Origin of the sequence: Nostoc sp. (assembly GCF_036916575.1) — a bacterium.
Lineage (GTDB): Bacteria > Cyanobacteriota > Cyanobacteriia > Cyanobacteriales > Nostocaceae > Nostoc.
On record NZ_JBALGC010000140.1, the window covers coordinates 1 to 25,335 of the forward strand.

General features: G+C 41.3%; 19 protein-coding genes, 1 tRNA gene and 1 pseudogene. 9 read left to right on the forward strand and 12 right to left on the reverse strand.

What is annotated here, in order from left to right; all coding sequences use genetic code 11:
* The 4 genes and pseudogenes from V7L29_RS31200 to V7L29_RS31215 form a co-directional block, all read right to left on the reverse strand.
* Positions 1-455 (reverse strand): annotated as a pseudogene (locus V7L29_RS31200) (hypothetical protein); the annotation flags it as partial.
* Positions 456-705: 250 nt separating this feature from the next.
* The gene (locus V7L29_RS31205) at positions 706-879 is read right to left on the reverse strand and encodes a hypothetical protein (RefSeq protein WP_334737923.1); all 174 of its coding nucleotides are present in this window, start codon (positions 877-879) and stop codon (positions 706-708) included.
* A gap of 48 nt (positions 880-927) precedes the next feature.
* Complete coding sequence (locus V7L29_RS31210; protein WP_334737938.1) at positions 928-1,806, reverse strand: NAD(P)-dependent oxidoreductase; 879 nt, start codon at positions 1,804-1,806, stop codon at positions 928-930.
* A 450-nt stretch (positions 1,807-2,256) separates the two neighbouring features.
* Positions 2,257-3,474, reverse strand: coding sequence for a class I SAM-dependent methyltransferase (locus V7L29_RS31215; RefSeq protein ID WP_334737924.1), 1,218 nt, complete (start codon positions 3,472-3,474; stop codon positions 2,257-2,259).
* 565 nt (positions 3,475-4,039) lie between these two features.
* Here V7L29_RS31215 and V7L29_RS31220 point away from each other — a divergent pair.
* Complete coding sequence (locus tag V7L29_RS31220; protein ID WP_334737925.1) at positions 4,040-4,621, forward strand: hypothetical protein; 582 nt, start codon at positions 4,040-4,042, stop codon at positions 4,619-4,621.
* Between the two features lie 321 nt (positions 4,622-4,942).
* Here the strand turns inward: V7L29_RS31220 and V7L29_RS31225 are convergent, their stop codons facing one another.
* The 3 genes from V7L29_RS31225 to V7L29_RS31235 all read right to left on the reverse strand — a co-directional run bounded on the left by V7L29_RS31225 (position 4,943) and on the right by V7L29_RS31235 (position 13,174).
* Entirely contained in the window at positions 4,943-5,332 is a 390-nt protein-coding gene (locus V7L29_RS31225; RefSeq protein WP_334691769.1) for a VOC family protein, read from the reverse strand.
* A gap of 213 nt (positions 5,333-5,545) precedes the next feature.
* Positions 5,546-9,007 (reverse strand): Eco57I restriction-modification methylase domain-containing protein, encoded by a 3,462-nt coding sequence (locus V7L29_RS31230; protein ID WP_334737926.1) that lies wholly within the window; start codon positions 9,005-9,007, stop codon positions 5,546-5,548.
* Between the two features lie 738 nt (positions 9,008-9,745).
* Entirely contained in the window at positions 9,746-13,174 is a 3,429-nt protein-coding gene (locus V7L29_RS31235) for a helicase-related protein (protein WP_334737927.1), read from the reverse strand.
* A gap of 992 nt (positions 13,175-14,166) precedes the next feature.
* Between V7L29_RS31235 and V7L29_RS31240 the strand changes: the two genes are divergently transcribed.
* Complete coding sequence (locus V7L29_RS31240) at positions 14,167-15,822, forward strand: serine/threonine-protein kinase (protein WP_334737928.1); 1,656 nt, start codon at positions 14,167-14,169, stop codon at positions 15,820-15,822.
* Positions 15,823-16,194: 372 nt separating this feature from the next.
* Here the strand turns inward: V7L29_RS31240 and V7L29_RS31245 are convergent, their stop codons facing one another.
* Both V7L29_RS31245 and V7L29_RS31250 read right to left on the reverse strand, forming a co-directional pair.
* Positions 16,195-17,364: a CapA family protein gene (locus V7L29_RS31245; protein ID WP_334737929.1), complete on the reverse strand. Its 1,170-nt coding sequence runs from the start codon at positions 17,362-17,364 to the stop codon at positions 16,195-16,197.
* A gap of 245 nt (positions 17,365-17,609) precedes the next feature.
* Positions 17,610-17,694, reverse strand: a tRNA-Ser gene (locus tag V7L29_RS31250).
* Between the two features lie 116 nt (positions 17,695-17,810).
* Between V7L29_RS31250 and V7L29_RS31255 the strand changes: the two genes are divergently transcribed.
* The 3 genes from V7L29_RS31255 to zwf all read left to right on the forward strand — a co-directional run bounded on the left by V7L29_RS31255 (position 17,811) and on the right by zwf (position 20,917).
* A complete protein-coding gene (locus V7L29_RS31255; RefSeq protein WP_334737930.1) occupies positions 17,811-18,047 on the forward strand; it encodes a hypothetical protein in 237 nt (78 codons plus the stop codon).
* Between the two features lie 18 nt (positions 18,048-18,065).
* Complete coding sequence (locus V7L29_RS31260; RefSeq protein WP_334693145.1) at positions 18,066-18,944, forward strand: class I SAM-dependent methyltransferase; 879 nt, start codon at positions 18,066-18,068, stop codon at positions 18,942-18,944.
* A gap of 434 nt (positions 18,945-19,378) precedes the next feature.
* Positions 19,379-20,917: a glucose-6-phosphate dehydrogenase gene (gene zwf / locus V7L29_RS31265; RefSeq protein WP_334693146.1), complete on the forward strand. Its 1,539-nt coding sequence runs from the start codon at positions 19,379-19,381 to the stop codon at positions 20,915-20,917.
* A gap of 157 nt (positions 20,918-21,074) precedes the next feature.
* On the opposite strand, the gene V7L29_RS31270 is transcribed toward zwf, so the two are convergent.
* Together V7L29_RS31270 and V7L29_RS31275 are read right to left on the reverse strand one after the other, a co-directional pair.
* Positions 21,075-21,329, reverse strand: coding sequence for a hypothetical protein (locus tag V7L29_RS31270; protein ID WP_334693147.1), 255 nt, complete (start codon positions 21,327-21,329; stop codon positions 21,075-21,077).
* Positions 21,330-21,416: 87 nt separating this feature from the next.
* Positions 21,417-21,710, reverse strand: a complete 294-nt coding sequence (locus tag V7L29_RS31275; protein ID WP_334737931.1) for a hypothetical protein — start codon at positions 21,708-21,710, stop codon at positions 21,417-21,419.
* 287 nt (positions 21,711-21,997) lie between these two features.
* Here V7L29_RS31275 and V7L29_RS31280 point away from each other — a divergent pair, with 287 nt between their 5' ends.
* The 3 genes from V7L29_RS31280 to V7L29_RS31290 all read left to right on the forward strand — a co-directional run bounded on the left by V7L29_RS31280 (position 21,998) and on the right by V7L29_RS31290 (position 23,978).
* Entirely contained in the window at positions 21,998-22,150 is a 153-nt protein-coding gene (locus V7L29_RS31280; RefSeq protein WP_334688000.1) for a CopG family transcriptional regulator, read from the forward strand.
* 702 nt (positions 22,151-22,852) lie between these two features.
* Entirely contained in the window at positions 22,853-23,329 is a 477-nt protein-coding gene (locus tag V7L29_RS31285) for a hypothetical protein (RefSeq protein WP_334687998.1), read from the forward strand.
* A 160-nt stretch (positions 23,330-23,489) separates the two neighbouring features.
* On the forward strand, positions 23,490-23,978 hold the full coding sequence (locus V7L29_RS31290) for a TIGR00725 family protein (RefSeq protein WP_334737932.1): 489 nt from the start codon (positions 23,490-23,492) through the stop codon (positions 23,976-23,978).
* Between the two features lie 325 nt (positions 23,979-24,303).
* On the opposite strand, the gene V7L29_RS31295 is transcribed toward V7L29_RS31290, so the two are convergent.
* The gene (locus tag V7L29_RS31295) at positions 24,304-24,912 is read right to left on the reverse strand and encodes a DUF1003 domain-containing protein (protein ID WP_334687996.1); all 609 of its coding nucleotides are present in this window, start codon (positions 24,910-24,912) and stop codon (positions 24,304-24,306) included.
* Positions 24,913-25,083: 171 nt separating this feature from the next.
* Here V7L29_RS31295 and V7L29_RS31300 point away from each other — a divergent pair, with 171 nt between their 5' ends.
* Positions 25,084-25,290: a hypothetical protein gene (locus V7L29_RS31300; RefSeq protein WP_334737933.1), complete on the forward strand. Its 207-nt coding sequence runs from the start codon at positions 25,084-25,086 to the stop codon at positions 25,288-25,290.
* The last annotated feature ends 45 nt before the right edge of the window (positions 25,291-25,335 follow it).

Here is a 25,335-nt window from a genome sequence, read left to right on the forward strand (position 1 = left end):
GCCAAGAAACCAGGCTTGCCCTCTCCTTTGTCGTTACTAAGTTTAATTTGATACTTGCAAACATTGGGTGTGATCATCCAAGAATCAGCAAGATCAAAGCCCTGAATTGCCACATTGTGAAAGAAGTCAATCTTTCTTGGATAAGGCTGTTCAGCACTACCTCCTTGTCGTTCATAGTAATCTTCAGCTTCATCAAGTACCCCCTCAAGAGTTGGCAATATAGTTAGCCAATCTAGGGCGTTGATATCCGAGCCATATTTTTTCTCCAAACGTCGTAAAATCTTCTCAATATTGGCTGGTAGTCCGCCCATTAACCATTCAGGATACAGATATTCAGCACCAATTTTTAGCCCCATTGACTTAGCAATCAAAGTTGAAAAACAAAGGTCTGTCCGGGCTGCTGCCATAGACATAAAGCCTTGAGAAATACTGTCACCAATTGTAAAGAGTTTCATTTTCTGCCTTTAGAGTTATAGTTTTTTGCGTGCAAGTACCAAGGCGAAAGTCCTGATTCCCAAAGTATGTTCGGAACTTCCCAATTGTTAAGTTCACACTTAGTGAAACCTTGCCTGGCATTAGACCAATTTGAAGCCAGAAACACTTATACTATTGAGTATATTTTAAAAAGTTTTGATTCCTCATTTTCGAGGAGCGTATAAGGCAATACACTTGGGTTAAGAAAAATTGTAGCGATTGTCTTGAGTCTCAGCGAAGCCCAATAAATACCAAGGTATTTGTTGGACTTCGCTCCTCAAACACCACTTGACGGTAGTTGAGGACAGTTCCTTGTGATAGTGCTACGCGTAGCTTGCTTAAAAGCAGGGGTATAAGTCGGCGAAGTGCCCAACGCATTTGGCTCCCCAATGCCCAATACCCCATGCCCGCGAAATCCCACTGCCTTCAGACGTGGGATGAGCTTAAACTGCTTTATTCTCCGATCGCTTCTCCCCATTCCTTAATTACAGAAAATAGTGATGAGTAATCATCATCAGCAAATGACACTTTCACGGCTGTTTGCAAGATTTGCCGCACACCTTTAATACTGCTAAGATCCAAACTCTGAGATTTCGCTTCCGAGATAAACAATTCTGTATCTTTGAGCAAGTGTTTTGTGGGGAAATTGGGATTAGCATAATTGCTATCCAACATCCGTTGTAGGTTTTTGTCAAAGGTCGGTGCGTAGAGTGGACTGTCGCGCAATATTTGCATAAACACATCCACATCGATACCCTGACGCTGGACAAAAGCTAGACTGAGAGCAAAGCTAGTTGTTAGGGAAGCTATTAGTTGATTTAATGCCAATTTGAGCGCCGCCGCAGTTCCTACTGGCCCTATAAGTAAAGGTTCTGTCCCAAAATTTTGGAGTAGCTTCAAGTGGCGTTGATATTGTTCTGGTTCACCCCCTACCATAACACTCAACTTGCCAGCTTTCACTTCTGGGATACTCCCTAATACAGGTGCTTCTAAATATTCACCACCACCCGCAACAACTGCATCTCTAATTTCCTGGCTTTCTGTGGGAGTAATTGTTCCCATTTGGATAATCGTGCGCCCTTTTAGAGTTTGCCAAGCAGTATCTGAAAGCAACACATTATAAATGGCTGGGGCATTAGTAAGCATGAGGATTACACACTCAGCAGCACGAATGGCGTGGCGGGGATGTGTAGCAATTTCAGCCCCAGCTGCTTGTAATGGCGCTAATTTTTCTGGGGTGCGATTGTAGGCAACTAGCTGTATATCTGCGGCTAATAACCTTTGAGCCATTGGTAGTCCCATCAGTCCAGTTCCCAGAAATGCCACCTTCATTTTTCTACGTTCCTTTGGTATAGCGTCACCGATAGCGTAGCGTAAAGCCTTCGGCATGGCTTCGCTTAGAGCGACGCAGGAGCGTCACAGCCTGTTGTAGCGAAAAGTCGGAGCGGCGGCTTCCGCCGATCTGAACTTTTCAAGACAGACATCGCATTTCTATTGTTTGATTTTAATATCAGTGATCAGTGAACAGTTATCTCTGAACACTGATAACTATTCACTGACTACTGAATATCGTATTTGATGATTAGCCACCAGCCGCAAAAGTCACCATAATTATCACCGAAAGTAAAATACCAGGGGTAAGTAGTGTTGCTAGCATTAGTAGGTCATGAGTGGACATAATTATTACTTTGGTAGTGTGTTTAACTTTACAGTAATCACTGTTATGCTAGTCCAAATCAGACTGATAGTGCATTCTTAAATAGAGTTTTAACTTTTCTTTCTTTACATTTCCTCAGGCAGGGTCAATCCTTTTAGTGGTTGAGAAATTTCTGTCTTGTCTAGACCTTTGCTCTGAACTAAGACTCCAAAGCCGCCTAGTCCTGTGGGATCTATAAGCTGGTGTAGTGCGTCCCGCCGCTGTAGTAACTGTGAGAGGGGTTGCTGTTGATCACAAAGGGCAGTAATGCGTTCGTCAAAGACGCGGCTTAACCGATCGCCTAACCCCAACGCCATCAAAAATAATCCTTGCTGGATAAAACCGACTTTCTCTAAACTACACCGCTCACCCCAGCGTTCCAAAGCCGTAAAGTCAACATGGGCAGTGATATCTTGTCGCCCAATATTAATATAGGGGTTGTCATGGAAACGGTGATGATAATAACACTGTAGCGTTCCTTGCGATCGCCTGGGATTATAGTAACGACTGGCGGGGTAGCCATAATCAATTGTTAACACATAGCCGCGCTGCAAGCGGTCTGCTACTATACTCAACCAGTCTAGAGCAGCTAAATTAATTTCACTGCGGTAATCATCCGGGTATGCACTTTGGGTAAAGTTGATTTCCACTAAATCCAAATATTCAGCCAGTTGGGGCGTTGAAAGTTCTCCTGTGACTTCTACAAATGATGGGTATGGGGCATTGGTTTCTTTTTCATTCTTGTCTGTTGTTACATAAATTTCTCGTAGTTCTCCGGTTTCTAAGATGAATTGATGCACTGGAAACGCATCTACTAACTCGTTAGAAAAAAAGCAGCCTGCGATCGCCTCAGATGATATTTCCTCTAAATTGCACCAACGCACGGGCAAATCTTGCAAACTTTGCTGCTGTTCTTGTCTTAAAGTTGGGGACTTTTCAACAATGATGTATTCCAGCGCAGTAAAAAAATCTGGGTAGCGTAGCTGATGATATTTGAGGATATGCAATGCTAGCAGTCCTTGACCTGCTCCCATTTCTACCAGAGAAAACGGTACAGGTTTTCCTAAAATCTCCCACATTTGCAAAAATTGTTCTGCTAGTAACTCGCCAAAATCAGTACAGAGGTTGGGAGAGGTGAAAAAATCACTATTTTGAAAGCCAATTTTGACTGCATCGCTAGAATAGTAGCCGTGTTCAGGGTGGTATAATACCAGCTCCATGAATTGGGCAAAAGTAATTCGTTGCTGGGGACTGGTGGTAATGTGATTTGCGATCGCTGCACACAATGCTGGATTTGAATCCATAAAATTTGATACTGGGGAGTACAGAAAATAAATGAATTATGAATGATGCAAAACAAAATTCATAATTTACGCCTTATGTGAGTTAAAAATTATCAAGCAACATCAAAGGTTTTAGCCTTAGCTTTAATCGTAAACTCTAGCCTTGTGAACGAGACTGCGTTGTTTGAGCCTACAACTCACATAAGCCGTTGTATATAAATCAATATTTTTGTGATCGGAATATGATCTTTATGTATTTTACTTTGGACGAAAAGTGGGAAAATGTCTCGTAAGAAGTAGTACTTACAAATAATCACAATCACTAACGCCAGTCACCAATAGGTTACATGCGCTTTGCTTCCAGAACGCACTGGAGCCAAAAAACTCCTCAATCAAGTTCATTATCTGGACAGTCGCACCAATCGCTTACATACGATTTAGATGGATGGTGGGGATCAAAGAGAAGACTTTATGCGTTGGGTGATGGATGTGTAACGGTTGATTGTTGAGGTGGTCAAGAAACCTTTTGCTATTTCTGGATAAGTTTTAATAACACAACTGTGTAATTAATCAGGAGAACATCCTCATGTCTAATCAAGATGTCGTTAATCAAGCTGTCGTTAAGTTTAATGATAAGTTTTTTCTCAAACATGAGAGCAATAAATACTTAATTGCGGTTGAACAAGGACGCTACAACTGGCCGAAGTTGAGCCAAGAGAAAAAAAAATTAGCAAAACTTGAACTTGTGGGCGATAATGGCGAGCTTCAAGCCAACAGCCGCATCAAAATCAGAACGACAGAATCAGCAATAGGCGACAATAACATTTTGGGGGCTTTTGCGGATAGCCATGATTGTTACTATTGGCAAGATGGCTATGATGAGGATAAACAAAGCTGGCAGATTACTAAAGCGGATGGCGATGCAAGTCCAATTCGCTATGGCGATCGCGTTCGCATCACCAATATCTCCTACAGTAATCAAAGCCTAGCTCTCGATACAAAATACGATGGTTATATAACTACCGTGGAAAATGCTAGCGACTCGTGGATCTTAGCACCTGCTACCGTAGAGGCTTCTTTTAGAGGTTTAGACGATACAGGGAGGCACGATCCGGAAGAAATAAGTGATGGAGAGGATGATGATGATGATGCTCCTACTTGGTTCTAATTCATCTGTACTACCGTCTTTTTCTCGTTCGTCGTCGTGGTTTGGCGTCTTGTTGCGTGTTTGACGGCGACGACGCAAAGTAAGTTCCGGTACTCCCTAGCTGTCTAAATAGTATACAAAGCAGGTAAGCTGATATTCCACCATCAGAAAATCGATTGCTGTTTGGTGCAATAGCTCATCCACCCAAGTGAAAATCTGATCGGTTATAGAAGTATGGAACGTGGCTAGAGGCTACGGTAATTATAGCTTTGCTTGTTTGATCCCCTAATCAATGAAAAACTTGCGATATGGGAATTACCAATTTCAAGATAGCGATCGCTATTAGGCACTCACCAAGGACACCAGTACACCATTGAGATCGCGGACACGAGCAATAGTGTGTCCCCCAGGCTGGGTTTTAGGGGCATCTAGTGTTTTTGCGCCTGCCCCGATCGCTCTCATGTAAGCGCTGCCGACATCAGGTGTGATAAATGATATTTGGATTAATGTCGGTGGTTGTGTAGCGTCGTTGGGATGGAAGCCGTTAGGAAATAATTTATGTGCCTCGCTACTGGAGGAGAAAGCTAGTGTAGTGTTTCCGGTTTCGATTTCAGCCCAGATAGATTGCCCCTTATCCAGGAGAGTGCGACGAACCAGACCAAATGCTTTTTCGTAAAACTCAACCGTCTTAACTACATCGTCTACCCAGATGAGCGTATAACCAAATTTCACAGTTTTTTCTCCTTCTTAGAAAAATCAGTGCTGGCGAGGATTTATGCTACTTAAGTGTATGCGATTTGAATACACAGCGGCTTAATCCAGAATGTTACAATCTGTTACTATTTTTGCCCCTATTTGCATCATTTCTATATCTGATGGTGACCAATAATCAGGCCCTTTGTAAACCAATATAATTAAAAACCTTCATGGTTGCGCCATTAGTATTCAAAATGCTACTTGTGAGTATCCAAATATTAGAGCAAAGGTACGGTAAGCTTCTAATGCTGCTTCTTTTACGGTTGCATTCACAATCGGAAATGTGGTGAGAATGTAGCTAAATTCATCTTCAGTTAAGCCGTAAAGGTGTGCTACCATTCCATCGAGTTCTGCGCGGAGTTTGGCGCGTTCTGTTTCGTCGGTAACGCCTTGTTGATGGGAAATTAGACCGACTTCTTGCGCGAGTTCGTCAAATTCTGGTGTGGTGCAGATGAGTTTGGCGGCGCGTTGTACAATATCGTTGAAGTAGCGATCGTTTTTTGTTAAACGTGGGACGGGTAGTTGGTAGACATAGAACATATTACAATGCGCCGTTACTTTCTGGCGAATTATAAAATCGCAAGCAAAGCTATTTAGCACAGAAACAACAAACAGTAATTCATCTTGCTTTGTGAATTGCTGTGACACAATTAATGTGTTACCTGCAAAAATATTAGGCGGGACAATTCCTGCAATCATTGTGCGGTTATCTGTATTCCGCGCCACATCTCTAAAACCTAGACGATAATTTTGATAATCTACCTTTTGACCGTTATCATTTTCATTCCGTCCTAATAAAGCTTTTCTCCCTTCTTGTTCATCTACCCAATATCTAGGTTCAGCATAGAGGTGAGTGAACTGATGAATCATTTTACCTTCATATAATGGTAATCTTCCTTTAGCTGGCTGTTGCTTGAATAAATTGCTGTCACTAGTCATGTGAAATTCGGCAGTTAAACGCAAATTCCATTTACTCTCAATCTTTTCACCCAGCAAGGGGAACTTAAGCATTTTCTCAGCTATGCGGATATCTACCTTATTTTTAAACTCCATCACAGATAAAGAATCTGGTGAAAGTTGACGCACCATATCAATATTAATCTGTAAGCTATCATCACTAGGAAACCTTTGAAGTTCCTGCACATCATGACGCATAAAAGCTGATGGAAATTCTGTTGTTGTACTACCTTTTGCAAAAGTAAGCACAACAAACTTAAAACGACTATCAACTTCTTCAAAAATAGTTTTGCGGTTCTCAAAGCAAAAAAGCCCAGTAACTTTAGTTTGACTAAACAACATCTCTCGCAATTGCTTAGTCCCCAAATCAGTGTAGATACCACTAGGAATTACAATTCCGCACTCACCGCATGAACGCAGAAGATTAAAACATTGTTCTGTAAATAGCTTATAGAGATTAATATCTGTACCTGCTTTTTTACCATTTACTACATAAATCTGATTTTTATACTGTTCAGATGAACGATAATAAGCGCTGACATAAGGATATTGACTTTGATATTCTAACCAAGTACTTGCAATTACTGGATTTTGTAATAGTTTATTCTGCTCTTTTTCAAAATCTTTAATATCCATCTTGTTCTTTGTCACCAGTTCATTGTGCTGTGCGAAGAACTCTTTAGCTTGTGGCTTAAATATTTCCCACGGGGGATTAGTGATAATTGCATCAAAGCCGCCGCGTTCTAAAACCTTGTCAAAGTGATAACCCCAGTGAAACGGTTTCAAAGCTGCAATATCCTCAACCTTCAAAACACGCTTCTGTGATTTTCCAGTTAACTGAACTTCTTCATACTTAATACCCAAACGCTTACTAAACTCATCCAACAGCAAAAGATTTAATTTTTCTTGGGATTGACTGTTTAGTTGTTCAATACTTCTGCGTAGATGTCTAAAGCAAGTATTTTTAGGTGTATCTGTATGAGGTAAATTTTGAGGTAAAAAGGCATATTCTTTGTAAATTTTAATTGATTTATTTTTCTCTTCTAATATTTTTTTATAATTATCGGCTGCTAAAGACTGTAAAAGATTACCTTGTAGCGAATTTCCGACCGTATCAAAGGCTGTTTCATCAACTTTAACTAACCCAATCAGCGAATTACCTGCCATAATATTAAAATCAATATTCGGCAACGGTTCTAATTCATCGACATTCTTCGCAGAAGAAACCAACGCTAAGAAAAGACGCAGTTTAGCAATTTCTGTTGCTTCCTCCATGATGTCTATACCATAGAGATTATCCCTAATAATGCGCTTTCTAATAAAATATTCTATTGAAAGATGCTCAGTTTTTTCACTTTTTAGCCAGTTCTTTAATTTTTGATCTCCTTGTAATTCAATTGTCCCAATAATAGCAGCATATATAAAAATCAACGTCTTCATTGCTGCAACGAGAAAAGCACCAGAACCGCAAGCTGGGTCAAGGATTGATAAATTAGGAAGAATCTTTTCTATTAGTAGAGCACAAACATTTGCATCCAGCTTGATGAAAAGTTCATTAATATCCTCAAATCGCTTATCCTTATCAGATAGCGCATCATTTACGCGGTCTACAATTAACTTGTGGATAGTTCTGTCACAAAGATATTCTGTAATCTGCGGTCTAGTATAATACGCCCCAAAAGCTTTTTGATTAATGTATTTTTCAAATATATAACCCAAAACATCAGGGTTAATTTCATCGTCTTTTCCTTCCGGCGTATCATCCAGATTCCAAGAATAACGCCCAAATAAATCTAAAACTTGCTCAAACGCCTCATCAACTATAGAAATATCATATTTCTCTTCAATATGATGCTTGAGAAATAGCCCACCATTAAGGTATTTAACCTTTCCTACCAATTCCTGTACAGATAAATCGCGTTCAAACTCAGGTTTAGCAAAACTTTCAAAAAACAAAGCTTTGAGAAATTCAGTATAAAAATAATTTTCACCTTTTTGCTGGCTTTGTTCAAGCTTATTTTGCAGATAGTTTAAATCTTCGTTATCAATAAAACCCTTACGCTGGAGAAAATAAACAAACATCAGGCGATTGAGAATTACTGATGTATACCAACGTCTATCTGTCTCATTATCAATTCCTTTAACAAACAGCAAAAACTTCTGGTGTTGCTCTTGAAATTCCTTGTAAAACTTTTTCGTTACTGGCTCAACATCAAACCCACGTTGTAGCTTATAAGCAATTTCGACTACAGTCGGTTCCCCATGTTCTAATTCAGTAATATCAAGAACTAAAGAACCAATCTTACTTAAAAATAAGTCTCCTGGTTGACCTTTCACATATAAATGGTCACGAACGTAGCTTTTACTTCCTTCTCGTTTAACCCAATACCAAAGACTACGTGTGCGTTCTTCGGTAATAAAAATTAGGAGATTTTCATTTATTAGTTTAGTAATTTCTTGATGAATACTAACTCTAACTTTAGCCTCTGGTATTTTCCCATCTGTTGCGGTGATTTCAAATATTGCAACACCTGAAAGTTCAGCAATTCTCTGATATTGATATGTCTTATTATCAATCTTTAAGGTTACAGGTTTTTGTCTTGTAGGTTTAGACCAACCTAATTCTTCTATAAATAAATCACTGAATTGGAAATTAGAGAGTAAATCGCGTGTTCGTTGAAAATTAAGTGGCATAATTTACCATGCTTGAAGAATAAAAAAAGAGCATAGTAAATTTGCCACTTAGAAAATAAATCTGTGGCTCTAAAAATTAAGTCTGCGCTGGCAGACTTGAAAAAAGCCTCTTTATACGAGTTAAATTTTAACCATGCTTTTTATACTTTATAAATCCTTTATATCAAAGTAGGTTCAGGGATATTACCTGAGTTATCTAAGCGCCGACTTAGTTCTGTGCACCTGTGATTTTTAATTGTCAGGTATATTTGCTGATTTCTTTATCAAAATGCCTAATTTCTTTATAAAAATGCCTGATTGCTTTCTCAAAATACTGAAATGCTTTTTCAAAACAAGCTTTTGCTTTCTCAAAACAAGCTTTTAGTTTCTCATTTTAGTGTTTTCCACAAGCAAAACAAGCTTTTGCTTTTTCAAACAAGCTTTTACTTTTTCATTTTGGTGTTTTCCGCAAGCAAAACAAGCTTTTGCTTTTTCAAACAAGCTTTTAGTTTCTCATTTTAGTGTTTTCCGCGAGCAAAACAAGCTTTTGCTTTCTCATTTTAGTGTTTTCCGTAAGCAAAACAAGCTTTTACTTATTCAAATCCCAATTTGCTTTCTCATTTCAGTATTTTACGCAAGGCGTAGGTTGGGTTGAGGAACGAAACCCAACATTATCAAGGCTTTGTTGGGTTTTGCTAATTTAATGTTAATTATTTTAAGGTGCGTTACGCTACGCCATAACACACCTTACATATACCGCTACTCCTCGAATAAACCCAAAGAACAAATAATCTCAGGTTCTCGCTTCTCCAGTTCTTCTGTCACAATACACAAACGGTCATCCATCCGTAGCGCCACTACTAACTCAGCCAACTGCTGATTATTAATGCCGCTTCTCAGTTGGCGGTTTAGAGTATCAATGGCTGATTGTCGCAAAGGATAACGGTAAATCTCATCAATTGCTTTTAAAAGTTCTTCAGTGACAAATAGTGTTCCATTCATCTGTTGAACATAACTCTTCAGTCGTTCATAAGTACGGAATCTCGCACCTGATGGTCGTCCCAATTGACCGCCTGCATTTTTCTCTTCTTCAGCAATCAATTCAGCACCCTTTTTAACTAACTCGTGATGCTGTTTGTCTTTGGGTATCGCTGGGGTAGATTCTTCACACGCCGCCACTCGAAGAACCGCTAATTGTGATTGAGTAACGCTATTTCCATCGCGGTCAACATAAATCAAAGAATCATTCCCCTCAGTGGTTTTCATATAAAGCAGTACTCCCTCTGGTTGCACAGGCTGAGAAGTATGGGCGCGGGTAGAATAAACCACATTTTGCATTTCCTCAATCTTTTTTTTCAAGCCCGGATTACCATCAGTGGCTTTTTTCCAAATTTGAAACGCTTCTGAAGTCAAATCAACTTCTGTATCTTCTTCACCATCTAAAACTCCAGATTTTTCGTTGTAGAGGTCGAGAATTACTCGTGCATCATCATCTTCAAAAAATGCTTCATCAGTTCCTACCACTTCAGCATTTTCTTGCAGTCGTTTACGAAGTCGTCCCCGCAAATTAATAATGCGTTCTACTCCCTCGACTGGCAAAAAAGAATAACAGAGAATTTGGTCAGCATTTTGTCCAATGCGGTCTACCCGTCCGGCGCGTTGAATTAAGCGAATAATCGCCCAAGGTAAATCCCAATTGACGATAATTGCACAGTCTTGCAAATTATGACCTTCACTCAAAACATCAGTGGCTATTAAAATACGCAACTCATCTGATGATGAAATTTGCTCCCGTTTTTCATTACTCACAGGGCTAAATCTTCCTGTGATTACTGTAGGGTCTTTAGATTGACCTGTCACCCCTGCTACATTAGTAATATTACTCGACTGTAAATTGTCTGTAAGGTAGCGGACTGTATCGGCAAACTGAGTGAAAATTAGTACTTTATCCTTGGGGTGAGTTATTGTTAGTAGTTTGATTAAGGCAGCAAGTTTTTCATCTTTTTGAGGATTCCATTCGCCACACTGTTGCAGGACATTAATTAGTGCTTTGGCATCCTCTAGCAAATCTCGTTTCAGTTTTTTAATATCAAAAACTGTAGAACGCAGCCATTTAAATCTTCGTTGATATCGAGTTGTATATTCTTGGTAAATTGACTTTGCTCTTTGACTAAAAAGTTTTTCTGTTTTATATGCCTTATCATCCTCGTTAAAAAAAGGAGTTACTTCTAGTTCTGTCTCTACTTGCAGCGAAACAGTAGAATCATCTTCTTCAATTTCTCTATCAAACAAAGCTGCTGCCACAGAATCGGCATCTTCATCATTGTTACTTGTATCTAATAACTCAGCATCCTGAGTTCCAATCGGAATATCAAGCCCCTGTTCTAAGGCATATAAATAAATGAAATTCCGTAAAATGTGACGTTCAATTGACTGAATGAAAACAAGACCACTACTTTCTAAACGTTTAAACAAATTAGTGCGAGAAAAACCCATTAATCTCCTGCCGCCACGAAATAAACTATTAATAAAGCGTTGTTCAGTGTCTGTAAGCGGTTGTTTGTGTTTAGCAATAACGTAATTTCCTAGCCCATAACGAGATAAATTCAGTTGATTAATTACTTCAACTACTGACTCAGAATAAAGACGAGAAAAAAAGTCAGTGTTAGAACCTTCTAGAGAAAACTTGAGACTACAAGGTATACGCTGGGGAAAATAAGAATGTCTGCCATCAGAAAATTCTAAATATTTCCGCCCTGTTTCATCTGTGTGGGCATAATTATCTTTAATAAAAGAGCGAGTCCGTCGCACCATGTAGCGCTTCATCAATTCTCGCCAGTCATCAGGATGTTCGCTTTTCTCAAAGGCAGCTAAAGAGCGTACTGAACATTGATGCTTTCTAATAAACTCTAATTCTCCTACAGAGCTGCCACCAAGTTCATTAATTAAAGCTTCTGGTCTTAATCCCAAATCTTCGTCTTCTGGCACAAATAGCCGCAGTTGGGCGGAAAGGTCAAGATAACTTTTATTGTAAGGAGTAGCTGATAATAAAATACATTTACTTTCATTAGCAGCAATATATTCTGTAATTGCTCGATAACGTTTGCCTTCGCGGTTCCGTAAATTATGACTTTCATCAATTAACACAACTCGGTAGCGGCGGAGTTTTGGTAACTTATTTTGTACTTGACTAATTGGCATAACTTCGGCAAGTAACCGATAGTTATTTATATATTCTTGCCACATTTGCACCAAGTTTTTTGGGCAAATAATCAGTGTTTCTAAAAAACAATCTTCTTGTAATATCTTGGCGAGGGCGGTTCCAACTAGGGTTTTGCCCAAACCAACCACATCGCCCACTAACACGCCACCACGCCTAGTTACATGACGTGCAGCTAGCAGCACGGCGGCTTTTTGGAAGTCAAATAAGTTATTAAATTCGCGGGGGATGCGGAATTCTGAAAGTCCAGCGATCGCTTCATGGGATAAGTGGTAAGCTATCTTTAAATAGATGTAGTAAGGTGGGATTAACTCTTGCCTGGCCCAACTTTGATCAATAATTTCTGCCAGTTCTTGGGAAATATCTACACAACCGTAATCTTGCCAGCGATCGCTAAACCACTTTTGCAGCTTATTGCAAGCATCGTGATCTAAAATATCAACATTTAATTCTCCTTGTTTCGCCAGTCCGGGAAGGGTTAAATTACTACTACCCAAGAATCCGACTGTGGGAGTGTTGGGGTCATTACGATGCACAAGATATAACTTGGCGTGGAGCGGGTGACGGAGAAACAGTTTAATAATTAGTTTTTGAGTTTTTAGCTGATGACTTAACCGCCGCAACCCCGCTTCATCCTGATTAGTCGGCGCACCAATCGCCAATTGCTGGCGAAATTCCGACGCCATGCGTTTTTTAAACCGGACTATCGCACTGTTATCAATCCGTCCATCACCACTAACAAGGCTAAATGCCGCATGAACTTCATCACTGGGCAAACTTTGCATCCCTATTAGCAAACGGCAACAAGCATTTTCACTACCAACATACTGTTCAATCAAATCATCAATTTTTCGCCAACCTCTGAGGTTGAAGTAGCCAACGCAAAAATCTGCCCGATAAGAGACTTTGAGAGTCTCTCGCAAAATCGGTAGCAGTTGTAAATCAATGTTGTCAAAGATCCGGGGCATTACTCAAAACTCTTAAAAAGAGATCATTTATGTTATATGAGTAAAAAATTTTTCCAGCCAGAGAAGGGGTGGTCTGCAATTCAAATCAGGGAGAGCCAAAAGTTTAGTATCTTTAACCATTAAGACCTAATTTTTTCTCCTGAAATTGATTTCATTGCAAGTCGGCGGGAAACTCCAACCCAACAGTAGGTGGAGAGGGATAGCCGCTCGCCAACTTGGGGCATTAAGCATTGGGCATTGGGAACTGTTCCGTGTTTGGACGATTCTCCATTCCCCATGCCCAAATACTCCAACCCAAGAGTGGGTGGAGTTTTTCATCCTTTTATACCTTTCATCCCAATGCGTGATTTTTTTGCCTCTGAATGTCTGAAAACACCTATTTTATTGGAGACTAAGATAGCGATGTTTACGACGAGCTATGCTAACGCCTATTGAACCTGATGCGTCAAACCCGCTCACAGTAAGCATATCTATTTTCTGATTTCAAGATTACTGAATTGGTGTTTTAGAGCAGAGTCACTGATATAATGTCTAATAAAATACCCATACATAATAAAAACTTTGATTGGTAGTGAGGACTTTAGTCCTTTCTACGAGACGCTACGCAAACTTTCAGAGGACTGAAATCCTGACTACGAACATTTTTTACTCAGGTTGATTAACCGGACATGATATGAGTTGCTCTTTGGACATTGTAGCAAGTAGCGTGTTGAGTCGTACTTCCTCCCTAACATCACGGATATGGGAGACAGCTTTACCCTGTTTATTACTTCAGGATTTCTTGACTCCCGCGTTATCCTATGAAAAAGATAAAACTGTTGTGATCATGGGGAGGTTTTTCCCGCTTCGGGAATTCCAACAACTAAATCATCCCGTAGGATAGACAGGCGAAAACCTTACCCTATATAAAAATATGGGAAATATGGGAAAATTTTTTAGAAATTCCTCAAGACTCGCTACTTAATCTGCTCAATCAGGACTCAGGACTCTTTATGTTAGCAGGCACAATTTTGCAGAATGGAAAATATACCCTCATTCAAGAAATAGGGCGGGGTGGCTTTGGCATTACGTTTAAAGCTACCCATCACTACTTGGGTCAGGAGGTAGTGATGAAAACCATCAATGAACGGCTGCAACAACATCCTGATTTTGCGAAATTCGAGCGCCAATTTCAAGATGAAGCCAGACGATTAGCTACGTGTATCCACCCAAATATAGTTCGAGTCAGTGACTTTTTTGTCGAAGCTGGACTGCCCTACATGGTGATGGAATACATTCCTGGCGAAACCTTGGGAGACGCATTTGTATTACCAGGGATACCAATGCCAGAAGCTACAGCAATTCATTACATCCGGCAAATTGGGGCAGCCTTGCAGGTAGTGCATAATAATGGTTTGCTACACCGGGATGTCAAACCAGATAATATTATCCAACGCCTTGGAACGCAGGAAGTAGTATTGATTGATTTTGGCATTGCCAGGGAATTTAATGGCGGTGTCAGGCAGACTCACACGGGTCTGGTTTCTGAAGGTTATTCTCCAATTGAGCAGTATCTGACGCAAGCGCCGCGCACACCTGCCACAGATGTTTATGGTTTAGCTGCAACCTTGTATGCACTTTTGACTGCCCAAGTTCCCATACCAGCATTATTGCGCGATCGCGAGCAAATGCCTGCCCCCCGCGAACTGCAACCACACTTAAGTGCTGCTGTCAATCAGGCGATAATGCGCGGTATGGCGGTGGAGTCTCGTTTTCGGCCAGCGACAGTTGCGGAGTGGTTACAATTGCTACCTGAAAATGGGGTGAATGTGACACCGCAAGCCTTAGGCACTTACGCAGTGCCAACTGTCAATTTATCTGCCCAGCAAGCAGCAACTTTTATTGGGAAAACTGCCCAAAATCGCATTCATAGACCATCTGCGTTGGCGCAACCCGTCGCAGCGAAAAGTCGCAGCGGCGGCTTCCGCCGATCTGAACTTTTCAAGACAGGCATCGCTAAGGAAAATGTACTGGCTAAAAAGCTGGGGTCATCTAAGGTATTTATTGGTATAGGTGTAGCCCTGGTTGCTGCTACAGCAGGTTTTGGGATCACCAGCATGTTACCCAAATCTCAGCAGCAGCCAACCTTAAAGCCGCTTTTTGAACAGCCAACTCAACAACCAGACGCGAAAGTACCTAGTTTCGATAGTAGATCTTCACCTCCAAGTGAAGAGACTAACACCACCTCAAGAACCGAATCACCACCTGTCTCTAATTCTAAGCAGCGCAGGCGCAATCGTCGTTCTTCCCAAGAAGAATCTTCCAGCAGCAGCCCTAGACGAAAATCGCAACGCGGCGATTTTGAACAATCCACACCTTCACCTAACGTTTCCCCCACACCCTCGCTAGTGGAGAAACTACGGGCGATCCGGTCATCTCGTAAAGCCTCGCCCGCACCATTGCCACAAAATAACTTACCCGCTTCTAGTCAAGATTCTACCTCCCCCCAACATGTGAATCCGTCAAATTCTGGGGTGATACCAGCAGCGTCACCAACGGAATCCAAACAGTCAACTCCTTCTGGTCTAGTAGTACCAACACTGGAAAAGCAAAATTCACCGACTAATAGTCAACCCCAAAATGATCAACAATCCCAGGAAAAGCTCTAAGATGACAATAATTATAGGACTTACGCAACGCCGATATTGTCATTGCGACCGAAACGGAGTGTAGGGAAGCAATAAGAGCGTCAGGGGGGATTACTTCTCTACGAGACGCTCCGCGAACGCTATCGCTCGTAATGACGAAATTACGTTATTTTTGCGTAAGTTCTGAATTAGTCAATTTTAGATTTTGCGAAAAGTTTGAGCGGAGGTTTCCTCCGTTGGCGCAGCCCGCCGTAGGCATCAAAGCTTTTCAAGACAGATTTGGAATTTTGGTGAGCAGATGCTAACAATGGGTTTCCCGACTTCTACTCCTACGTGAAGTAAGGCTGGGCGTAGCGTCTTTGAACAGGAAAAGCGATCGGCGATCGCGCAGCGTTATTTGCTATTCTGTACAACAATTTCCCCCTTCTGATTAATTTTCACCGAATTTTTGGGAAAAGCTTGATTATTCAAATAACGCATAAGTTTTACAGTCTGAAAATGCTGATCAATATGAGGGATTCCCTGGCGATCCATCCGTACGGGGATAATTTTACTTGATAACAAATCTCCCACAGAGTTAAGTTTAATTTCTAAAATCATTGAGTCACCCGTCTCGGCATTTGTAGATAAAGTCCGATATCCCAAAAAGTTTCCTAAAGAATAGGCAATGATTTTTCCTTTATAAATTTCCATCGCTCTCGGAACATGAGGGCCATGTCCTAATACTAAGTCTGCTCCTGCATCAATCATGTTTCGAGCAAACTTGATCGAATTACCTCGGTTTTCTCCATAAAAAAACTCTGTCTGATTCTTAACCTGTAGTGCCCCCGTTCCTTCGGCTCCAGCGTGCATCGATACTACTACAATGTTGGCATTATTTTTAGCTTTTGCTACGAGTGCTTGTGCTGCTCCTAAATTATGGATGGAATTATACATTTGATAAGGAGAAAACCCGACCATTGCCACAGGGATATTGTTAGCTTTCAAATAGAGAATTTGATTTTTATGACCTAAAGTTGCAATGCCCACAGCTTGAAGATTTTTCATTGTATCTTTGAACCCTACCGGGCCGAAGTCCATTGCATGGTTATTCGCCATATTAAACACATTAAAACCAGCCTCAGCAAATAGCTGGGCATATGCAGGTGGGGAGCGAAAGGCAAAGACTTGTCCTCGACTAATATCTTTGGCAGTGTAGGGATAATTAGTTAAGCTACTTTCAAAGTTACCAAATAAAATATCAGCTCCTTGCAAGTGAGTTCTCACTGACTTTGGTAATAATTGATCTCGAAACCGAGGTAATCTATAGTTAGGGAAATTCGTGCCGGGAATAATATCTCCAACGGCTTTAATAGTAATAGTGTCTGGAAAGGTTTGTCGTTCTGTTTTTGATGGACTAAGTTCGGGGATAGCTAATGGAAATTGCACAGGCTCAGTAGGTGTAGTAGCAGCGTTTAATCGCTGTGATTGCCCAAGCCGGATAACGACTCCTATACTAATACCCAGATATAAACAGACGCTGATAAAACTATATGAGAGCACTCTCATGCTGCGATTCGCCATCGTTCACTCCTCACACGAATCGCATTAGTTTATCCCAAAAATCTGTGCTAGCAGTGTAGATTTTAGTGTTTTGTGGTAAATATCTTACTAAGTAAATACGGAAATATAATCCCGTTTCACACAATATCCGTTACATATACATAGTTAGGGGCGCAACTGTGTGCCCTTACTTGCAAATAATCAAACATGCCAGTTATCAAACCAAACACCATTGGTTTGTCTGGTTCTTCAGCAATCTTTTTCAACGGAGAGGGGGGGATTCGAACCCCCGTTGAGTTTCCCCAAAACGCATTTCGAGTGCGTCACCATGAACCGCTCGGACACCTCTCCAGCTATTTATTCACAGTTATGAAGTATCTATTGTATACTCAAATGCCGTGAAGTAAGGAAAATTTTAGCGAATTTCCTATACTACTATAACATTATCGGTTTTTTTGGGTAACGGAATGCTCTGGCAATGTCCAAGCTCAAAACATTTCCCATCATCGTGGTTGGCGCAATTAGCTAGCGAGTCAATGACACCCAGAGATATTATTCTGGTGCTGTTGGCGCAGCGTCTCGTAGAGAAGGTTGATCCCCAGGTTGAGGTTAATTTCTTACACCAACTAAAAATTACTCCACGCGATTGCGACGAACAAGTTTGCAAACGTTGGGAAGAATTTCAACCAAGTCTAATACCTTAAAACTTACTTTATTCATCAATGCTTAAGTCAAAATCAATCAACATTCCCAAACCAACTCGTTACCAAAATGCAGCGATAGATTATTACATGGGACTCACAGATTCCTCCTATCTCCATTACGGCTATTGGGAGCCACTACCTACGGCGGGTGAGGAATTGACCATAACTCGTATGCGTGCGGCGCAAGTTGCATATGCAGCCAAGCTTTTTAGTTTCATTCCAGAGAGTACAAAAACTGTGCTTGACGTAGGCTGTGGTATTGGTGGTAACGCAGCATATTTGTGCGATCGCGGTTTGGGTGTTGAGGGATTAGCACCCGATGCACTCCAACAAGAGAAGTTTATCAAGAATACCAACTCTCAAGCACCTTTCTACTTAACAAGATTTGAAGATTTTCACACCTCACGCTCCTACGACCTAGTTCTGTTCAGTGAAAGTAGCCAATATATTGCTGTTGACGATTTGGCTCAGGGTACAGCTCGTTTATTAAGTAGTGGTGGCTACCTATTGATTGCGGATATGATGCGTTCTGATGCTGGATATCAAAAGGGCATTTTTTCTAATTGTCATGTCGCTAGCGAGCTTCAGACAGCGTTGATCCAGGCTGGATTTAAGTTAATTAAAATTGAGGACATCTCCAGCCAAATTGCACCAACGATTGACTTGTGTGTTGAGAACTTTCGTACTTTTGGACTGACTACGATCAAATATATTGCTGATGTTGTAGCGATCGCAGTCCCACCGTTACACGCACTTGGTCGTTTAGCGTTCAAACGCTGGCTGGAAAAGCCGATTGTCGAAGGGTTAGCAGCACGCACTATTTTTGATAGCCATCTCTGTTATCAAATCCAACTCTGGCAGTTATCAATTCATGAAGTTAACCCAGATCACCTCTGAAACAAACACCTAAGATTGGCAATAAGCTTTTACATCAACATTTACATCAACAATATATTGACAATTGGTTAGAGAATGTTTTAAAAAAGTCTTTTACTCTCATGGTGAGCACAGCGAAGCATCTCAGTACAATGTAAATACTGTTGATTTTGGCTGAATGGAAAGCAGCAATTCTAAGTTGTTAAGCTGATATGATGAAAATTCCAGACTGCAATCGCTGTCTTTTTTACGCCCACAACTCCCACATAGTCTGTAAGGTTCACTTTCAACAAGGATTACTGCCGCGCTCAACGACGGCACGCCTACTTTTATACTGAGTGCTGCAATATATTGATAATTTAGCTCTAGAGGTGAAGATGAGTTTGCAGAGAAACTGCTGTCTGCAATGCGCTATAGTTTGGTGGACATCTTGAAGAACATGCGGAGATTTTATCATGACGGCTGCCACCAAGCCCCAGGTTCCTGTTGAAGCCTCAATCCGTCCGGCAGAACCTTGCGTGATCGTTATCTTTGGAGCAGCGGGAGATTTAACCAAGCGTCTGCTGCTTCCCGCCCTCTACAACCTCAAACAAAGCAATTTGCTGCCGCAGGAATTTGCGATCATTGGAGTAGCACACACTTCAATGAGCCAAGATGATTTTCGCAGCAAACTTGCCCAAGACATTCATGAGTTCGCAACGGTTCCCGTAGACGATCATCTCTGGCAACCGCTTGAGCAGCGATTGTACTATCTTGCCGGTGAGTTTCAGTCAGCTGACACTTACCATCAGTTGCAGGACTTACTCACTCAAGTCGATCAAGACTGTGGCACTCAAGGAAACTATTTGTTTTACCTGGCAACTGCCTCAAACTTCTTTTGCGACATCATTACGCAGCTTGGCGCGGCAGGATTAGTGCGTCAACAGAGCGATCGCTGGCGGCGAGTTATCATCGAGAAACCGTTTGGGCACGACTTGGACTCGGCTCGTGCCCTGAATAAATCCATTGGTGCTGTCCTTCAGGAAAAACAGATTTACCGCATTGATCACTACCTGGGCAAAGAAACTGTACAAAACATTCTGGTGTTTCGGTTTGGTAATGGCTTGTTTGAACCGATTTGGAATCGTGAACATATCGATCACGTACAGATTACCGTATCCGAAACGGTTGGAGTCGAAGGCAGAGGCAACTTCTATGAAGGTACAGGCGCAGTGCGGGACATGGTGCAAAACCATCTGTTTCAACTGCTGGCAATGACGGCGATGGAACCGCCAGTCTCGTTTTCAGCCGATGAGGTGCGTGATGAGAAGTCAAAACTATTGAAGTCTATCATTCCGCTCACTGCTGAAACTGTGCAAACTCATACTGTACGGGGACAGTATGGTGCAGCAACGGTGAAGGATACCCAAGTGCCTGCTTATCGATCAGAGCCACGAGTTGCATCAGACTCTACCACTGAAACTTACGCTGCCTTAAAGCTGAACATCGACAATTGGCGCTGGGCAGGGGTGCCGTTTTATCTACGAACGGGCAAGCGTTTGGCTAAACGCGTGACTGAAATTGCAATTCAGTTTAAGCAAGTACCCTCACTATTGTTTCGCCAAACGTCAATTGAGCGTCTCACGCCTAATTTCTTGACGATCCGCATTCAACCAGAAGAAGGAATTCACCTCCAATTTGGTGCAAAGGTGCCCGGCCCTGCTATGACAATGGATGCGGTAGAAATGGACTTTTGCTACACTGACTACTTTGGCAAGATCCAGAGTACTGGCTATGAAACCTTGCTGTACGACTGCATGATCGGTGATGCGACTTTGTTTCAGCGATCGGACAACGTAGAACTGGGCTGGAGCGTCGTCACCCCCATTCTAGAGGCTTGGGCAACCACGCCACCTGAAAACTTTCCCAACTACGCAGCAGGCTCATGGGGACCATTGGCAGCAGATGATTTGTTGGTGCGCGATGGTCGGCAGTGGCAGAGAATTAACCTATGATTCTTGCCGGAGATACTGATGGCATCAATACTCGCTTGGTTTTCTTTGAAGTGGAAGGGAAGTCTCTCAGGGATTTCCAAACAATAAGTTAATCAAAAAAATAGTAGATTGAACAACTCAGTTTTGCCAATGCCTCCAGCAATGAATAGCTTTTCCCTCATCTGGGACAAATTACTCTCGCCTCTCCACCCACAGGAACACATGCTGCCGCTGCTTTTGACTCAACAACAGTGCTATATCCGACAACCTCCGACATCACAAGATCACATTCGCTCATGCACTTTGTAATCTCACTAATACAGCACGGCGTAAATAGCGCAAAGTCGAGCCAGTCCGTTGGTGGGGTTCCCCCACTTAAAGGAACTGGCGTTGAGCGGCGGTTCCCGCCGTTGGCGCAGCCCGCCGCAGGCATCAGTTAGCGCAGTCTCTTCGACGCAGCGCAAAGTCTGAGCCGTTCGCGAAGCGTCTCGTAGAGAGGCTTCCGACGCTCGCGGACTCGCTAACGCTGCGCTATCGGATCAGAACTTTGTAAGAGAGGAGCGTCACTTTGCAAGACGAGCAAACCATTGAAAAGCCCTAAAGAGCTTATTCCATAATACTTTTGAATGAGTGACTTTTGCCTTGCTGTACTAGTACCAGAAGCCTCCTGTGTGTGGGCTGCTGTATGAAGCGCGTTCGCATTACCCCAACAACTGGCGACTTGCTTACAGCCGATAGGGGGGGAGGAACACAGGGGTGCGATCGCAATCTTTGAGGGATGATTTGGGCGTGGCAAAGCAGATACTTCTACCAAAGTGCTGCCAACACTTTTCTAAGAAATCGGTAAACTTATTTGAGCAGATCACTTATTTGACATCAAAGCGTTTTACATTTTCTTGACACTGACTTGATAATTACTACCTTTAAAGGGCTGAAACTTCATACTCTAAAATAGACTTTATGTCTTCACTATTCTTTGGAAAAATATATGAGTTTACTTAATCATCTCTTGAATTAAAAGTCATTGATCATACCCATGTTATAACAGATTAATTGATTGATATTAGAGAAGTAGTTGAAACATCTAACTTGTCTAATATTATGAATAAAAAATGGGCTATTAAACGACTTACAATCAATCTCACATCAAGTGAGGCACAGAAGTTGGAGAAATACTGCTCAATGACTGGCAGACCAGCAACCGATGTAATTCGGGAATTAATTCGCTCTCTGACCACTGAAGATGAAGAGTAAAAAAAACTAAAACAAATTGAGATATCTGCTTAAGCTTATCAGTAGTGATCGCCTGGATCTAAAATGAGTCAAAATGATTTGGCTCTCAAGGCAGGTATTCCTACTAAGTTGCGTTCAGTAATTCAAAATGTAGCTCTGAGCGTGGCTGACTTGAATACTGGTGTGAGTAGATATTGAGATTACATTCTTGATCACACGAGTGCAAGCAAGTTTATCTAGCTAAAAATTAGATACTATAGGCAATTATTTGACCCAGCCAGTAGTAACGCTCTGGACGTTTTTATCTCAAGTCTTGGATACTGATAAAACTTGCTACAATGCAGTAAGCACAGGAAAAAGCTCGCCAACAAACTCTGCCAGATTACGTTGCCAATAACCACTTTGATTGCGGCGCAATCATCACGAGTTAAACGCCGCCAAAAGTGGCATAGTCATTGGGAAACTTTAAGAAGAAGGTGTAGTTACTTTTATCTTGCGGTTTCTCTTTCTCTTTTGCTACCCCAACTCACATCAGCAGTAAAGCACAATCAATAATTATTTCATATTGACTTAACGCACTTATGACAAACTTATAACAAAAGTATGACCAGGCATTTTTACAGAACAGGCTGTTTAAAATCAAGAAATAAAGGAAACTTTTCCAGATGCATATTGGTCATTAAATTTTGGCAATCAAGACTCATAAATGAGGAAGTTTATTATATGAATCAGCTTTTTTCTAAGAGCTTACTGGGGTTAGCAGGTATATCGTTTTTGCTTTGTTCGTCTCAATCAGCAATGGCATTTGTACCCTATAACGTTGCTATTATCGTCAATAGTGGCTCTACAAATACGATTGGTTACCGCATTTACGTATCACCCTCTGGAGAAGTTAATTATGTTGATGGCAGAGGGTCTAATCAAGGTAAATTGCCTGAAAAATTGACGGAAAGATTTTTCAGCGACTTAAAAGTTGCTGAACCTTTATCTAACTTGCCAGTTAGAGGTTGTGTCAAATCTGTTTCTTTTGGTACAAGTACTACCATTAGATTCGCTGGTGGGCAGTCGCAAGACATTAGCTGTCCTGGTAATGCTAAAGCTCAACGCTTAGATAATGACGTTATTGCAATTACCAAAGCTTTAAACGTAGTTAATGTTCCTAAGAGTCAAGGAAAAGCACTGCCACCCGAGAACTTTTAGGCAGTCTTAACAGACCACTCGTAAGGGCACAGCATTGCTGTGCCCCTACCATGTGTTGCATCCAAACGAGAATTGCTATATAAGTTGGAAGAAAACACACAAAAGAATCCCTATAACATTCTGCTTCTCACCCTTTGAAACCGTTATAATTTGAAATTTTATGAGAAAAATTATTATTGGAGTGATGGGCAGGGGAGAAAATGCGACAGCAAATGATTTGCAGAATGCTTATACACTAGGTCAACTTATTGCCAAACAAGGATGGATTTTACTAACTGGCGGTAGAAATGTAGGGGTAATGGATGCAGTAAGTAAAGGTGCAAAATCTGTTCAGGGTTTAACTATTGGTATTCTTCCCAGTGATAATCAAGATGATATTTCCTCATCAGTGGATATTGCTATTTTTACAGATATGGGGAATGCTAGAAATAATATTAATGTTCTCACCAGTGATGTGGTAATTGCCTGCGGTATGGGTGCAGGAACGGCTTCAGAAATTGCCCTAGCTTTGAAAGCAAATAAGCAAGTAATTTTGTTAACTAACGATGAAGAAAGCAAAGTTTTCTTCAAGAAGCTGTCGCCTGAAAATGTTTATATTGTGGAGAGTGTGGATCAGGCGATCGCTACCGCCAAAACAATCTTATACTAATTCGTAATTCGTGAGGCAGTCCGGTCTTGGGGGTCTTGGGGTCTCCTCAAGTAGAGTAACTGCCTGTCTTCCTATTGATAGCAAATATATGTATTATTTTTTACTTAAAGCTCAGGATCAAGCAACCACCATCAGTTAGAAATTAAGGCTAGAGAGCTTTTGCCAATAAGTAATAGTACTTAAAATAATCATAAAAATCGGGCTAGTACCGCAAGGCGAAAGTCAAAAGCCACTTGTACTGAGCGTAGCCGTAAAGCCTACGGCTTTATCAAGTCGGCTGCCTTTTGGGTTGAGTACTTTATTACTCCTAAGTTAATGTTTTTTGCTACGATAAATTTGCTAACTCTGATGCTAAGGTCTCTTCTAATACATCTACAATTGCGTGCGGATCAGTAGGGGACTTCATCATTTCAGCCTCTGGGTCAGAGTGATTTTTGACATTGGGAATATCCTGGCGTAATTCCTCAACCAAACCGATGAGTTTAGCGATTTTCTGCTCACAGAGCAGGTTGAGTTGAAGACTAAGCTGCGCCCGTTGCTCTGCTAACTTTTCTTGTCGCTCTTGTTTAATCAACACCCCTGTTGTTACTAACAATGAACCCGTGGTCAGTGAAAATTGTAACCAAGGAAATGGAACAGGATCAAATCTTGGTATGCCTAAACGTCGTGGTAAAACATTGGGTGTTACCCACAGAATAATCCCAAGCAGGATGCTATATAGGAATGCTGGACGACCAAAAAAGGCGGTTACCGTTTCTATAGCCCGTTGGTGTTGAGGTACGTCTTTTTCGTAACGTCTATGCAGCGCAATGATAGTTTCAATGTTTTGACTAATAGATTCCGGTAATGGGGCAGTGGGCAGAATGTTTTGACGACGTGTTTCGCACGATACTTGCGGTGAATCTTTTGGATTTGATTTATCGTTAGTTTGCATTGGTAGTCTTTCTTAATCAATGATTCTTCCAATTTATTAACTCAAGTTTTAACAGCTGATCTATAGTTTGAGGCCAAATGAATAAATAAAAGTACCTACAGATAGATTTTATGATAAGAGCACTGCTACTGAAATCAAAGGAAATTTTTTGAATTAGCTAAATCCTGAAATTTGAAATATATTGAGCTAAAAATCTTGCATGAGGGCGACAGTTCTGCACTGCCCGTTCCCAATGAAAAATGGTCGCATAACGCTATTGTTTCGAGGTATGCATCGCCGCCTATAAGTATAGAAAAGCTAAAGATGGCTGGGGTATTTGAGGAAAATCCAGAAGTCGTTGAAAAATACTTTTATGAAGCTTATGGCAACAGTGATTGAGAATAAGTTTAGAAGCTTCCACGCTTACAGAGCTTAATTGAGAAT